The following is a 14528-nucleotide window of genomic DNA, read 5'->3' as shown; positions in this document are numbered from 1 at the left end:
ATACGATGGAGGCATGGACATCCTCAAGTCGATCCTCGTGGTGCTGCACATCGTCTGCTTCGGCGTGGTCATGGGCGGCGCGCTCGCCCAGCTGCCGGCCGTGCGCGAGGGCCGCGCGAAGATCTCGAACGGGCTGCTGCACGGCTCGCTCGGCCTGCTGGTGACGGGCCTGGCGCTCGTCGGCACCATCTATGGTCTCGGCGGCCACCCGAACAACATGAAGATCGGCGTGAAGCTCATCGTGCTGATCGGCCTCATCGTGCTGATCCTCGTGAACCGCAAGAAGGAGAAGGTCTCGGGCGGCGTGCTCGGCGCGATCGCCGGGCTCGCGACGCTCAACGTCGCGCTCGCGGTGCTCTGGCACTGAGCACGAGCGCTCCGGCAACGCGGAAGCCCCGCCGTCCCGAGGGACGGCGGGGCTTCCGCGTTGCCGGAGCGGATCAGCGCCAGCGGGCGCCCCACTCCTGGGACTCGCCCGCGCCGGTGCGCGCCTGGGGCACGCCGAGCGGGTTGTCGTCGCGCAGCGCCGCGGGCAGGAATGCCTGGGTGACGTTCTGGTAGGCGACCGGGCGTACGAAGCGCTGGATCGCGGCCGTGCCCACCGAGGTGCTCGAATCGTTCGAGGTGGCGGGCCACGGGCCGCCGTGCTGCATGGCCGGGGTGACGGCCACGCCGGTCGACCAGCCGTTGAAGAGCACACGGCCGACCTGCAGGCTCATCGCCTCGACCAGCGCGGCGATCGCCTCGGCGTTCTCGGTACCCGCACCCTCGGCCTCGCCGAGGTGCAGGGTCGCGGTGAGGTTGCCCTCGAAGAACTCGGGCAGCAGCGCGGCGAGGTCGGTGCCGACGGGGACCTCGACCAGGATCGACAGGGGGCCGAAGGCCTCGTGGATGAGGCGCTCGTGTCCGGCGCGGAAGTCGTCGAGCGACACAGCGACGACGGTCGGGGTGGCCCAGCCCTGGCCGTCCGCGTCGAAGCGGACGCCGCCCTCGACGATGGGGCGGACGCCGGGGGTGCCGAGGATCGTGTCCCGGCGCTCGGCGAAGCTCTTCGCGATGCGCGGGTCGAGCAGGCGGTGCTCGGGGATGCCCTGCGCCGCCGCCGCGATGGGCGCCTCGAGCGCCTCGACGGCGGGGACGAAGACGAAGCCCGGCTTGGTGCAGAGCTGGCCAGCCGAGCCGGAGACGCTCGTGACGAAGCCGTTCGCGATGTCGTCGCCGCGCTCGGCGATCGCCGCCTCGGTGACGAATACCGGGTTGACGCTGCCGAGCTCGCCGAAGAAGGGCACGGGCGCCGGGCGCGCGGCCGCGATATCGGCGAGCAGGCGGCCGACGGCGATGGAGCCGGTGAACGCACCGCCCTTGATGCGGGGGTCCTTGAGGATCGCGACACCGGCCTCGCGGCCGTGCACGAGCTGGAAGGTGCCATCGGGCATGCCGGCCCCGGCGAGCGCTGCGGTGACGACTTCCGCGGTGGCGTCGGAGAGCTCGGGGTGCCCCGAGTGCGCCTTCACGATCAGCGGGCAGCCGGCCGCGAGGATCGAGGCCGAGTCGCCGCCGGCGACGGAGAAGGCGAAGGGGAAGTTCGAGGCCGAGAAGTTGATGATCGGGCCGAGCGGGCGCAGCACGCGGCGCACGTCGGGGCGGACACCGAGCGCGAAGGCGCCGTCCGCCTCGTCGATGCGGGCATCGAGGTGGGCGCCGGTCACCAGGGTGTCGGCGAAGAGGCGCAACTGGACCGCTGTGCGGGTGACCTCACCGCTGAGGCGGGCCTCGGTGAGGCCGGTCTCGCGCATCGCGATCGCGACCAGATCCGCCGAGTTCGCTTCGAGCGCGTCGGCGACGGCGACGAGGGCGCGGGCGCGATCCTCGGGAGCGACGGCTGCGTAGGCGGGAGCGGCGGCCGCGGCGCGCGCGACGACTGCCTCGAGCTCGGGGGAGAGGGTTTCGGTCATTGCTGGGTTCCTCCACGGGGTCTGATCGACGGCGGCGTCTGGTGGGCGAGTTCGGAGCGCAGCACGGACTGTGCTGTGGCATGTGCAATTGTACTTCGAAGTCCTCGCGCGTGCGCGACTCGGCGCGCCCGCCGCCCAGTCTTCCAGGTTCGCCGGGATGAGCGGGTGGCTGTTCTGACCTGCTCGCCTCCGGATCGATGTGCATCGTGGGCGGATCGGCCGGCCTGGCTCCGATGCGGCTTCGCCCGGTGGCCCGTATGATCAGACGATAGTTAGGTTAGGCTAAGTTAATGAACATCTGATCTTTCGGCTTCGGCCGCACACGTTCGAAAGGTGCACTGTGTCCATCACTCCTCCGTCGAGACGCGGAGCCGGGAGGGCGCTCAGCGCCGTCGCCGCGCTCGCCCTGGCACTCCCCGGGGTCGCGCTGCTCGCGACGCCCGCCCCGGCCACCGCCGCACCCGCCGCCGACCGCACGGTCCAGGGCCCGGGCGGCACGGCCTTCGGCTCGACCGCGTCGCAGGCGCGATGCGACGTCAACGGGGACGGGGTGCCCGATCTCGCCGTCGGCACCTACGCGACCTTCGACACGAGCCCGGGAGCCACGGGCGCCTATGTGCTGCTCGGAGCCGGGACGCGGGACACCGGCGGAACGACCCGGATCGAGGACGAGCGCCCCGTGCGGATCATCGACACAGCCCGCAACATGATGGGCGGTGTCGACGTGCGCTGCGCGGGCGACGTGAACGGCGACGGCCTCGACGACCTCGTGGTGGTGGCGCAAGCGGTCGGCTCGTTCATCGTGTTCGGTTCGGCCGACTTCTCGGAGGTCCGCCTCGACTCGCTCGGGGACCGGGGCCGTACGGTGCTCGGATCGATCACCCGGGGCAACGGCGTCGGCGACATCGACGGGGACGGCCGCGACGAGGTCGCGGTCACCGACACGAGCGGCGTCGTCACGATCCTGCACGCCGAGCAGCTGCCGTCCCAGTCGCTGCTCTCGGATGCGCCGGGCCCCCGGATCTCGGGGACGGGGATCGACCTGGTCTCGGTGAGTCGCGCGGGCGACATGAACGGGGACGGCCGCGAGGACCTCGCGGTCGGAGCATCCTCGTGGAAGGCCCCCGGTGCGGAGCGCTTCGCGACGGGAGCCGTCTGGGTGATCACGGATTCGAGCGCCGATGTGCGAGTGGGGGCGGATCCGATCCCGGGGTTCCGGATCGACGGGCCGCCGCGCGGCTACGACCTGCTCGGTACGGCGACGGTCGGACTCGGCGACATCGACGGCGACGGATACGACGACCTGCTCATCGGCGGCGAGTCCGACGAGCCGAAGCCGGGCAGCGCGGTGGTCGTCACCGGCGGTCCCGACGGCGTCGACGTGCGAACGGACCCGCTCGCGACCGACGGACCCGCCGTGCGCGAGGCCGCTCCGCGGAACGGCGCGGCAACCGCGGCATCCGCTGCGGCGGACGCATCCTCGGCGGCGGCGCCTCGCGCTCGCGGCTGGTGGATCAACGGCATGGCGTCCGGCGACCACTTCGGGCACGGCGTGGGCGCGGTCCGGATGCGGGGCTGGTCGATGCTGCTCGTCGGCGGGATGGACGGATCGCCCGATCCCGCTCGCGAGGGCTCCGGGTACGCGGTGGCGGTGGACTCCCGCTTCCTCGCGGCAGGCAAGGTGACAGGTGCGAGTCGCGTGCTCGAGACGTCCGAGCTGACGTCGACATCGGTCCCCGGAGTCGAGCTCATCGCTGGCGAGCGTGCCGGGCAGCGGCTCGGCCGTGCCTTCGCGGATCTCGCCGGCGATCCCGCGGGGAAGCGGGTCACCTTCGCCGTGGGTGCCCCCGCGATCTTCAGCGACAGCGAGGATCCCGCGGTGCGGATCCTGAGCCTCGACACCGCGGCCCCCGTGAAGCCGGACCCGGAGCCCACGCCGAAGCCCACCCCAACTCCGACCGTCACGCCGAAGCCCACGGTGCAGCCGACTCCGACCGCGAAGCCGGCGACGGGATTCCCGGGCGATGCCGGTGCCGGTTCCGATGGCAGGGGTGCCGCCGGTGAGGCGGGCGCGAAGCGGTCGCTCGCCGAGACCGGTGCGGAGCCCCGGCTCGGGCTGGTCTGGGCGGCGGCGGTCGCGGCGGGCCTCGGAGCCGTGGGGCTCGCAGCCGCCGGGCTGGTCGCGGTGCGGAGGCGCCGCGCGGCTCACGGGGAAGGGTGATCCTGCTGTACAGGGACCTCGCGTGAGCGGGCGGACGAGCAGGGCGCGGCGGTCCGGTGCGAACCGGGCCGCCGCCCTCAGTCCTTGAGCGCGCGCTCCGAGATGCGCAGATCGAGCCGGAAGTCGACGGGCGCGTTCCCGAAGAGCAGTCGCCCGGCTGCCTGCGCGGATGCTTCGATCGCGGTGGCGACAGCGTCCGCGTGCGTCGCCGGGGTGTGCACGATCACCTCGTCGTGCAGGAAGAAGGCGAGGTGGGGGCGCGCCGAGAACACCGCGCCGGAGGCGGCCATCGGAGGCTCGCCGTGGACCGGTTCGAGTGCGAAGAGTCGTCTGCGTAGCTCGCCCATCCAGGCGAGTGCCCACTCGGCGGCGGTGCCCTGCACGACGAAGTTGCGGGTGAACCTGCCGAACTCGCGGGCGATGCGGCGCGCGTGCTCCTCCTCGCGGCGTCCGGCTCCCGGTAGGCTCGCCGCGGCCTGCACGCCCTGCCACTCCTCGCCGGGCGGCGGGGAGCTGCGTCCGAGCCAGGTCGTCACGATGCCGCCCTGCTCGCCGACCGCGGCCGCGTCGTCGACGAGCCGCATCGCAGCCGGGAACGCGCGGCGCAGCCGGGGACCAGGCGGCCGCTGTCGCCGCTCGTGCCGCCGTACATGGCGCCGAGCACGGCGATCTTCGCGTCCTGCCGGGTGGCCACGGCCCCGCTCTCGACGATGCCCGCATAGAGGTCGCGCCCCGCGCCCGCGGCAGCCATGGCGCGATCGCCCGACATCGCGGCGAGCACCCGCGGTTCGAGCTGCGACACGTCGGCCGAGACGAGCAGGCAGCCGGGGTCGGCTCGCAGAGCGGGGCGCAGGCTGCGCGGGATCTGCAGCGCGCCCCCGCCGCTCGACGCCCAACGCCCGGTGACCACACCGCCGGGCACGTAGACGGGGCGGTACCGGCCGTCGCGCACCCATTCGTCGAGCCAGTTCCAGCCGTTCGCCGAGAGCAGGCGCGCGAGCTTCTTGTAGTGCAGCAGCGGCGGGATCGCCGGATGCTCGTGCTCGGCGAGCTCCCAGCGCGAGGTCGACGACGCCTCGATGCCCGCGGCGCGCAGGGCCCGCAGCAGCTTCGGCGGGGAATCGAGGCTCGCCGAGGGGTCGCCGAGCGCGGCGCGGACCTCTTCGCCGACGGCGAGGAGCGCGGCCGGCTTCGCGCCGAGCGCGGGACGGGGGCCGAGCGCTTCGCTCAGGATGCGGTCGTGCTCCTCGGTGTCCCAGGGGACCCCCGCTGAGGTCAGCTCGACCGCGATGAGCGCTCCGACCGACTCCGCGGCGAGCAGCAGCGCGATGCGGTTCGGTTCGGCGGCGGAGTCGACGGCGGCCCGCTGCCGGTCGAATTCTGCGAGCGCCTCCGAAAGCGAGTCGGGCACCGACGGGCGTCGTGCGGACCCGGCCTCCAGCTCGAACAGCGCGGGCATCAGCGGCGCCCGCGGCTCTTCGACGGGATCGGGTGCGACCGCCCACTGCGTGGCAGCGCGGAGCGCAGCCCGGTCGCGCACCAGTGCCGAGTTGCGCAGGATCTGGTGGCAGAGCCGCAGATCGTGGCAGCGTTCGACGCGCACGCCTGCTGCCAGGAGCGCCGGATAGACGGCCGGGGTGTCGGCCCACACCCACCTGCGCGGCCCCTCGGCCTCCCGGGTCGCGACGAAGTTCGCCAGGCCGTCTGCCGGGATGGGGATCTCGGGGGAGCGCCCGCCCGATTCGTCGAGCTCGACCGCCGCCAGGCCGCCCGGCGCGGTGCCGGAGCGTCCCACCGCGCACCAGCGCGGGGACGGGGAATCTCGTGGGGGCATGCCGACAACCGTATCCCGCACCACCGACATCGGGTTCCGGTCGGGCGGCAGGCGCCAGCACCCCCGCGGAGATCTGCAATATTTCGGAGCGAACGCGCCGAACGGGTCCGAAATCGTGCGGATCTCCGAGCTCTTCCTCCGGCGAGTACGCAGACGGCCCCGGATCCGCGAGGGATCCGGGGCCGTCTTCGGAAGGTTCGGGCTCAGCCGACCTTGGGCTGCTGCTGCGTGATGCAGTGGATGCCGCCGCCGCGAGCGAACAGCGGGCGCGCGTCGATCCCGATGATCTCGCGGCCCGGGTACGCCTCGCGCAGGATGCCCTGGGCGCGGTCGTCGGCGGGGTCCGCGAAGGCGCAGGCCAGCACCGCGCCGTTGATCACGACGTGGTTGATGTAGCTGTAATCGACGAAGCCCTCGTCGTCGCGCAGCGCCTCGGGCGCCGGCAGATCGAGGATCTCGAGGCCGGCCGAGGTCTCGGTGTTCCAGCGCTCGGCGACGGCGCGGTTCTCGCGCGCGATCGCGTGGTCCGGGTGGCTCTCGGCGTCCTGGCGGTGCATGAGCAGCACCTCGGGGTTCGGGAACACCGCGAGGATGTCGGAGTGCCCGCGGGTACCGAAGGTGTCGTGGTCGCGGTGCAGCCCGCGGGGGAGCCACAGCGCGCTCTCGGTGCCGATGGTGCGGTTCAGCTCGGCCTCGACCTGCTCCTTGCTCCAGCCCGGGTTGCGGCCCGGGTCGAGCTGCACGGTCTCGGTGAGCACCACGCGGCCGGAGCCGTCGACCTGGATGCCGCCGCCCTCGTTGGTCATCTCGGAATCGATCAGCTCGGCGCCGGCGGCCTCTGCGACGATGCGGCCGATGTGCTGATCCTTGTCCCACTGGGCCCAGCTCTGGCCGCCCCAGCCGTTGAACACGTAGTTGACGGCGCCGAGGCGACCGTTCTCGCCGAGCACGAAGCTCGGACCGATGTCGCGCATCCACGCGTCGTTGAGCGGGGCGGTCAGCAGGTCGATCTGCCCCGAGAGGTAGCGACGGGCCACGGCCTCGTCGCCCGGATTCACGACGACCGTCACCGGCTGGAACTCGCTCGCGGCGTTCGCCACGGCGGACCAGGTGACCCGGGCTTCTTCGGCCTCCGCCTCGGTGTCGCCCAGCGTGTAGCCGGTGGTCGGCCAGGCCAGCCAGAGTCGATCCTGCTCGTGCCCCTCGATGGGCATGCGCCACGCGCTCATCGCACCCTCGTCCTTCATCGTGTCAGTGGTGTGTCGGAACAGTCTACGGGGCGGCGGAGCCGTCGCGATCACGGCCGGCCCCCGCGCCGCAGACCCTGCGGTACGGGGCGGCGACCGGGGTCCTCGGCGCTCAGCCCGCTCCCAGTCGCGCCCCTTGCGGAAATGTATTCATATGAATATAGTTGGGGTATCGCACGCCCCACCCCCTCGGGCGGCACCAGCAGAAGGAGTCCGTCATGGAGTTCGGAGTCTTCTCCGTCGGAGATCTCACCCTCGACCCGACCACCGGCATCATGCCCACCGAGCACGAGCGCATCAAGGCCCACGTGGCGATCGCGAAGAAGGTCGAAGAGATCGGCATGGACGTGTTCGCGACCGGCGAGCACCACAATCCTCCGTTCTTCCCCTCGTCGCCCACCACCACGCTCGGTTACATCGCCGCCGTCACCGAGCGCATCACGCTCTCGACCGCGACCACCCTCATCACCACCAACGACCCGGTGAAGATCGCCGAGGACTACGCCACGCTGCAGCACCTCGCGGACGGCCGCGTCGACCTGGTCATGGGGCGTGGCAACACCGGCCCGGTGTATCCCTGGTTCGGCAAGGATATCCGCACCGGGATCCCGCTCGCGATCGAGAACTACGCGCTGCTGCGCCGTCTCTGGACCGAGGACGTGGTCGACTGGGAAGGGCAGTTCCGCACCCCGCTGCGCGACTTCACCTCGACCCCGCGACCGCTCGACGGCGTACCGCCCTTCGTCTGGCACGGATCCATCCGCAGCCCCGAGATCGCCCACCAGGCCGCGTTCTACGGCGACGGCTTCTTCGCGAACAACATCTTCTGGCCGAAGGAGCACTACCAGCGGCTCATCGCGATCTACCGCGAGCGCTACGAGCACTACGGGCACGGCAAGGCGCACCAGGCGATCGTCGGGCTCGGCGGACAGTTCTTCATGCGCAAGAACTCGCAGGACGCGGTGAACGAGTTCCGTCCCTACTTCGACAAGGCCCCCGTCTACGGGCACGGCCCCTCGATGGAGGATTTCATGAACCAGACCCCGCTCATCGTCGGGAGCCCGCAGCAGGTGATCGACCGCACTCTCTCGTTCCGCGAATGGGCGGGCGACTACCAACGCCAGCTCTTCCTCATCGACCACGCGGGCCTGCCGCTCAAGACCGTCCTCGAACAGCTCGACCTGTTCGGCGAGCTCGTGCTTCCCGTGCTGCGCGAGGAGTTCGCCAAGGGTCGGCCGGCCGACGTGCCCGAGACGCCGACCCACGCCACCCGGCTCGAAGCGGCACGGACGGCGGCGGCCGATGCCGAAGCCCAGGCGGCCGCGGCCCCGGCCGATCCCGCCCTCGACGAGGACCGCTGGTGAGGGCCGGGAGCTCGGGAGCGGCGGTCGCCGCCTGGGAGGCGCTGTTCGTCGCGCAGTCCACCCTGGCCCGCAGGTTCGCAGCGGCGCCGGTCTGGCACGGCCGCACCATGCAGGAGTACGACGTGCTCTACCAGCTGAGCAAGCCGGGCGCCGAACGGCTGCGCCAGTGCGACCTGACGTCGCTGCTGCTGATCTCGCAGCCGTCGCTGAGCCGACTGATCGACCGGCTCGTGAAGGACGGGCTGGTGGAACGCCGCGCCGACCCCGAGGACCGGCGAGGGACGATCCTGTCGCTCACCGACGCCGGGCTCGAGCTGCAGCGCCGCATCGGCGCCGGCCACGCCCGCGACGTCGCCACGGCGATGCGCGAACGCCTCACGGCCGACGAGATCGAGACCCTGCGCATCCTCACCGAACGCCTCGTGGCACCCGAAGAATAGACCGGAGAGAACCATCGTGAACGCCACCCAGCACCTCGCACCGGCAGCGACCCCGCAGCGGGTCCGCCTGGTCGCGGTCTCGGGCGGGCTCGGCAGCCCGTCCAGCTCCCGCCTGCTCGTCGACCGGATCCTCTCTCACGCGCAGCGCTCGCTCGAGGCGCACGGGATCGTGGCCGAGACCGAAGTCGTCGAGCTCCGGGAGCTCGCGGTCGAGATCGCCCACAACCTCGTCACCGGATTCGCGGAGCCCCGGCTGCGCGCGGCGCTCGACGCGGTGCGCTCCGCCGACGGCGTCATCGCGGTGTCGCCCGTGTTCAACGCGTCCATCGCAGGACTCTTCAAGTCCTTCTTCGACCTCATCGAGCCCGGGGAACTGCGGGGGATCCCGGTCGCGATGGGGGCGACGGGCGGCAGCGCCCGGCACTCCCTCGTGATCGAGTTCGCGATGCGACCGCTCTTCGCCTACCTGCGATCCATCCCCATGCCCACCGGCATCTTCGCCGCCACCGAGGAGTGGGGATCGGCGCGCGGAAGCGACGGGATCGATGAGCGGTCGGCGCGCGTCGCACGCGAGCTCGTCGACGCGATCCGTCATCGCCTCTGGGCCGACGGGGGCGCGCGCCCCTCGACCGGCGACGCCGTGCTGTCGGCACTGCCGGTCCGTGGCGGAGGCGAGACGGACGGCGCCGATGCCGGTTCCGGCCCCGGCGTTTCGGCGGCGTCCGCGCCGGGCGACGACTCGACCGCGCGCATGGACGACGATCCGGCAGCCGCCGGCGCCCCGACCATCGCCGCGACGACGGCCGACTTCAGCCGTCGCTCGCTGCAGGATCGGGCGAAGCGCGAGGAGCACGACGCCTTCGCGGACCTGATGTCGAAGTTCGCGGGGACCGAGGTCGGGGACTCCTGATCACGGCGTCCGTGACGCGCGGGTGACGGCGCGGTGAACGAGGGGGATCGGCGAGCGGAAGCTTGGCGGTCCCCCTCGCGCGCCGGGTGCGGGAGCAGCGCGGATCGCCGAGACTGAGTGCGTTCACCCCGCAGCACTCAGCGCCTCGGAGGCCACCGTGACCCCGCACCGCAGCCGCTTCCCCCGTCGTCTCCCGATGATCCTGCCCGCGACCGTGGTCGCCCTGCTCGCGGCCGCGAGCGCCTGCCTGCTCCTCCCCGAATCGGCGGCCTCGGCCGACCCGGCGCTCGGTCTGTTCCTCGTGGCGATTCCGGCGTCCGCCGCGGCGGTCGTGCTGGCGATCCGCCCCCGCGCCGGAGTCTGAGCCGCCGCACGCCGAGGGGCGGCATCTCTCAGCCGATCGAATACAGGTCCTTCCGTCGAGGAACGGTCCTGCTTTCGAAGGACGGTGCGGCTTCCGAGGAACGCCCCCCCGGGGCGCGTAGTTCGCCCGCTCCTCGGCACCGGGACCGCTCCTCGGCACGGAGCCCGTCCCCCGAGGACCGAGCCGGAGACCGGAGATCCGCGGGATTTCGGATCCATCCCGTCAGCCGCGTCCGAAATCCTGCAGATCTCCGAAACCGTCGGTTCCGCGCGGCACGCCACGCCAGCCCCGTCAACGCAGGAGGGCCCGCGCCGAAGCGCGGGCCCTCCTGCGTGCGGTCGGCAGCCGGGGTCAGCTGTCGAAGCTCAGCGCGCGGCTGATCAGCGACTCCTGCTCGACCGCGTGCACCTTGGCGGAACCGGTGGACGGTGCGGCCGAGGCCGCGCGCGAGACCAGACGGATCTTGTCGTTCGCGAGCTTCTTCGCGAGCTCGAGCGAGATGAACGGCCACGCGCCCTGGTTCTCGGGCTCGTCCTGCACCCACACGAGTTCGGCATCCGGGTACCCGGAGAGCACCGAGGTGAGCTCGGCGGTGGGCATCGGGTAGAACTGCTCGATGCGCACCACGGCGACGCGGGGGTCGGGGTTCTTGTCGAGCGCCGCGCGCAGGTCGTAGTAGGTCTTGCCCGAGACCAGGATCACGCGTCGCACCTCGGCCCGGTTCTCGATCTTCGGATCGTCGATGACGGGCTGGAACGCGCCGGTCGTGAACTCCTCGACCGCGGACGTCGCACCGCGCAGGCGCAGCATCGACTTCGGGGTGAAGACGATGAGCGGCTTGCGAGGCCGGGCGTACGCCTGGCGGCGCAGCAGGTGGAAGTAGTTCGCGGGCGTCGACGGACGTGCGACCGTCATGTTGTCCTCGGCGCAGAGCTGGAGGTAGCGCTCGATGCGGGCCGACGAATGGTCGGGCCCCTGGCCCTCGTAGCCGTGCGGCAGGAGCAGCACCACCGACGAGCGCTGGCCCCACTTCTGCTCGGCCGCGGCGATGTACTCGTCGATCACGGCCTGAGCGGTGTTCGCGAAGTCGCCGAACTGCGCCTCCCACAGCACGAGGGCGTCCTCGCGCTGCAGCGAGTAGCCGTACTCGTAGGCGAGCGCCGCGTACTCGGAGAGCAGGGAGTCGTAGATCCAGAAGCGCGCCTGGTCCTCCGACAGGTTGAGCAGCGGCAGCCACTCCTGGCCGTTCGCGCGGTCGTGGAAGACGGCGTGACGCTGCGCGAAGGTGCCGCGGCGGGCGTCCTGGCCGGCGAAGCGCACCGCGGTGCCCTCCATCAGCAGGGAGCCGAGCGCGAGCAGTTCGCCGAAGCCCCAGTCGATGCCGCCCTCGCGGCTCATCTGCACGCGCTTGTTGAGGAGCTGCTGCAGCTTCTGGTGCACGGTGAAGCCCTCGGGCTTGTTCGCGTGCGCGTCGCCGATGCGCTCGATCACGGCGCGGCTGACCGCGGTCTCGACCGCCGCGGTCGCGGGTTCGGCGCTCGGCGGGGTCGAGACGCCGCTCTGATCGATCACGGGGATCGAACCGGTCTGCGCGGCGTGCGTCTCCATGAACGCGCGCTCGAGGCGGTCCTGGAAGTCCTGCTTCGACTTCTCGTACTCCTCCTCGGTGATGTCGCCTCGGCCGACGAGCGCGCTCGTGTAGAGGCGACGGGTCGAGCGCTTCGCCTCGATGAGGTCGGTCATGAGGGGCTGGGTCATCGAGGGGTCGTCGCCCTCGTTGTGCCCGCGACGGCGGTAGCAGACGAGATCGATGATGACGTCGATGTGGAACCGCTGGCGGAACTCGTAGGCGAGCTTCGCGACGCGGACGACCGATTCGGGATCGTCGCCGTTCACGTGGAAGATGGGCGCCTGGATCGTCTTGCCCACGTCGGTCGAGTAGATGCCGGTGCGCGAGTCGCGGGGAGGGTGGTGAAGCCGACCTGGTTGTTGATCACGATGTGGATCGTGCCGCCCGTGCGGTAGCCGCGCAGCTGCGACATCTGCAGGGTCTCGTACACGACGCCCTGTCCGGCCATCGCCGCGTCGCCGTGGATGAGGATCGGCAGCGTCGTGAACGAGCCGATCGGCTTCAGGTCCTGCTTGGCGCGGACGATGCCCTCGAGCACGCCGTCGACGGTCTCGAGGTGCGACGGGTTCGCGGCGAGGTGGATCGGCACCTGGGTGCCGTTCGGCGCGGTGAAGACGCCGGACGTGCCGAGGTGGTACTTCACATCGCCCGAGCCGGCCTTCTGCATCTGCGCGCCCTCGAACTCGCGGAAGATCTGGCCGTAGGTCTTGCCCGCGATGTTGGAGAGCACGTTGAGGCGGCCGCGGTGGGCCATGCCGATGTCGACGCTGTCGACGCCGTCCTCGGCCGCGTCGATGAGCATGGCGTCGAGGAACGGGATGACGGACTCGCCGCCCTCGAGGCTGAACCGCTTCTGCCCGACGTACTTGGTCTGCAGGAAGGTCTCGAAGGCCTCGGCCTCGTTCAGCTTGTCGAGGATGCGCAGCTGCTCGTCGTGGCTGGGCTTCTCGTAGGGCACCTCGACTTTGCCACGGATCCAGAGCCGCTGCTCGGGATCCTGGATGTGCATGTACTCGACGCCGATCTTGCGGCAGTAGGAGTCGCGGAGCACGCCGAGGATGTCGCGGAGCAGCATGGTGCGCTTGCCGCCGATGCCGCCCGTCACGAACTCGCGGTCGAGATCCCAGAACGTGAGCCCGTGGTTCTCGATCTCCAGGTCCGGGTGGGTGCGCTGCACGTACTCGAGCGGATCGACGTCGGCCATGAGGTGGCCGCGCACGCGGAAGGAGTTGATGAGCTCCTGCACGCGAGCGGACTTGTCGATGGCGCCCGAGATGTCGACGTGGATGTCGGAGGCCCACTGGACCGGCTTGTAGGGGATGCGGAGCGCAGCGAAGATCTCCTCGTAGAAGTCGTGACCGCCGGTGAGGCGCTCGTGCACGATCTTGAGGAACTGGCCCGATCCCGCGCCCTGGATGACGCGGTGGTCGTAGGTGCTGGTCAGGGTGATGGTCTTCGAGATGCCGAGGCGGGTCAGCACCTCCTCGGAGGCGCCCTGGAATTCGGCCGGGTATTCGAGCGCGCCGGCGCCGATGATCGCGCCCTGGCCCTGCATGAGGCGGGGGACCGAGTGCACGGTGCCGATTCCGCCGGGGTTCGTCAGCGAGATCGTGGTGCCCTGGAAGTCGGCGGCGCCGAGCTTGTTGTCGCGGGCGCGCTTCACCAGGTCCTCGTAGGCGACGAGGTAGTCGTTGAAGTCGAGGGTCTCGGCGCGCTTGATCGACGGGACGAGCAGGGAGCGCGTGCCGTCGGGCTTGGGGATGTCGATCGCGATGCCGAGTCCGATGTGCGCGGGCACCACGATCGAGGGCTTGCCGTCGACCTCGGCATAGGCCACGTTCTGGCTGGGGAAGTCCTTGAGCGTCTGGATCAGCGCCCAGCCGATGAGGTGCGTGAACGACACCTTGCCGCCGCGGCTGCGACGGAGGTGGTTGTTGATCACGATGCGGTTGTCGATGAGGAGCTTCGCCGGGATCGTGCGCACGCTGGTCGCGGTCGGGATCGTGAGGCTCTGGTCCATGTTCTTGGACAGGGTGCGTGCCATGCCGCGGAGGGGCGTGACCGCGTCCTCGTCGACCGGGACGACTCCGGTGATCGGCGTCGTCCGCGGGGCTTCCGCCGGGATCGGCGCCGATCGCGGTGCGACGTTGGTAGTGCGCGCGGGTTGGGTGCCCGTGGCGGACGCGGGGCTCGCCGCCGCGGCGGAGGGCGCCGGGGCCGGGGTCACGGTCTGCGCGGCGGGAGCGGCGGTCTGCGGGGGAGCGGCGGCTCCCGCAGCGCTCTCTCCCGCGGCGAAGCGCTGGAGGATGGGCCACCAGGAGCGGTCGACCGAGTTCGGGTCGGCGCTGTACTGCTTGTACAGCTCCTCGACCAGCCAGGCGTTCGCACCGAAATCTCCTGCGGGGTTACCGTTCTCGGTAACCGGAGTCCGCTCAGCCAAACCGAATTCCTCTCGTTTCTGTAGCGCGCGCGGGGAGGCCCGCAAGCGCCTCGCATCGGTGGGGGCGCTCACCCGAATACCCTACGCCTATTCCCTGGACGGCGTGGAGCCGTCCGCGGTGCG

General features: G+C 71.3%; 8 protein-coding genes and 2 pseudogenes. 6 read left to right on the top strand and 4 right to left on the bottom strand.

Annotated elements, in window-relative coordinates; translation table 11 throughout:
• Positions 1-13 precede the first annotated feature (13 nt).
• Positions 14-367 carry a hypothetical protein gene (locus AB3K78_RS10270; RefSeq protein WP_416442949.1) on the top strand — a complete coding sequence of 118 codons (354 nt, stop codon included), beginning with the start codon at positions 14-16 and terminating at the stop codon, positions 365-367.
• Positions 368-440: 73 nt separating this feature from the next.
• Here AB3K78_RS10270 and AB3K78_RS10265 read toward each other — a convergent pair whose 3' ends face one another.
• The gene (locus tag AB3K78_RS10265; protein ID WP_416442947.1) at positions 441-1955 is read right to left on the bottom strand and encodes an aldehyde dehydrogenase (NADP(+)); all 1515 of its coding nucleotides are present in this window, start codon (positions 1953-1955) and stop codon (positions 441-443) included.
• Positions 1956-2295: 340 nt separating this feature from the next.
• Here AB3K78_RS10265 and AB3K78_RS10260 point away from each other — a divergent pair, with 340 nt between their 5' ends.
• Positions 2296-4176, top strand: coding sequence for an FG-GAP repeat domain-containing protein (locus AB3K78_RS10260; protein ID WP_416442945.1), 1881 nt, complete (start codon positions 2296-2298; stop codon positions 4174-4176).
• Between the two features lie 77 nt (positions 4177-4253).
• On the opposite strand, the pseudogene AB3K78_RS10255 reads toward AB3K78_RS10260, so the two are convergent.
• Together AB3K78_RS10255 and AB3K78_RS10250 are read right to left on the bottom strand one after the other, a co-directional pair.
• A pseudogene (locus AB3K78_RS10255) lies at positions 4254-6010 on the bottom strand (bifunctional 3'-5' exonuclease/DNA polymerase).
• A gap of 203 nt (positions 6011-6213) precedes the next feature.
• Positions 6214-7239, bottom strand: coding sequence for an agmatine deiminase family protein (locus AB3K78_RS10250; protein ID WP_416447344.1), 1026 nt, complete (start codon positions 7237-7239; stop codon positions 6214-6216).
• A 236-nt stretch (positions 7240-7475) separates the two neighbouring features.
• On the opposite strand from AB3K78_RS10250, the gene AB3K78_RS10245 reads away from it, so the two are divergent.
• From AB3K78_RS10245 to AB3K78_RS10230, 4 genes are all read left to right on the top strand, one after another.
• Positions 7476-8621 (top strand): LLM class flavin-dependent oxidoreductase, encoded by a 1146-nt coding sequence (locus tag AB3K78_RS10245; protein WP_416442943.1) that lies wholly within the window; start codon positions 7476-7478, stop codon positions 8619-8621.
• Positions 8618-9061 (top strand): MarR family winged helix-turn-helix transcriptional regulator, encoded by a 444-nt coding sequence (locus AB3K78_RS10240; protein ID WP_416442941.1) that lies wholly within the window; start codon positions 8618-8620, stop codon positions 9059-9061. The genes AB3K78_RS10245 and AB3K78_RS10240 overlap by 4 nt, the downstream gene beginning before the upstream one ends.
• A 16-nt stretch (positions 9062-9077) precedes the next feature.
• A complete protein-coding gene (locus AB3K78_RS10235) occupies positions 9078-9971 on the top strand; it encodes a CE1759 family FMN reductase (RefSeq protein ID WP_416442939.1) in 894 nt (297 codons plus the stop codon).
• Positions 9972-10128: 157 nt separating this feature from the next.
• Positions 10129-10335, top strand: coding sequence for a hypothetical protein (locus AB3K78_RS10230; protein WP_416442937.1), 207 nt, complete (start codon positions 10129-10131; stop codon positions 10333-10335).
• Between the two features lie 351 nt (positions 10336-10686).
• Here AB3K78_RS10230 and AB3K78_RS10225 read toward each other — a convergent pair.
• Positions 10687-14343 (bottom strand): annotated as a pseudogene (locus AB3K78_RS10225) (multifunctional oxoglutarate decarboxylase/oxoglutarate dehydrogenase thiamine pyrophosphate-binding subunit/dihydrolipoyllysine-residue succinyltransferase subunit); the annotation flags it as partial.
• Positions 14344-14528: the final 185 nt, after the last annotated feature.

Source organism: Leucobacter sp. HNU (assembly GCF_047946755.1).
Classification (GTDB): domain Bacteria; phylum Actinomycetota; class Actinomycetes; order Actinomycetales; family Microbacteriaceae; genus Leucobacter.
The sequence above is the reverse complement of the archived record's forward strand: the minus strand, read 5'-3'. Positions and strand labels throughout refer to the sequence as shown.

Coding starts and splice junctions, on each gene's coding strand:
- AB3K78_RS10270 (WP_416442949.1), top strand. CDS start 14: ATGGACATCCTCAAGTCGATCCTCGTGGTGCTGCACATCGTCTGCTTC.
- AB3K78_RS10250 (WP_416447344.1), bottom strand. CDS start 7,239: ATGAGCGCGTGGCGCATGCCCATCGAGGGGCACGAGCAGGATCGACTC.
- AB3K78_RS10245 (WP_416442943.1), top strand. CDS start 7,476: ATGGAGTTCGGAGTCTTCTCCGTCGGAGATCTCACCCTCGACCCGACC.
- AB3K78_RS10265 (WP_416442947.1), bottom strand. CDS start 1,955: ATGACCGAAACCCTCTCCCCCGAGCTCGAGGCAGTCGTCGCGCGCGCC.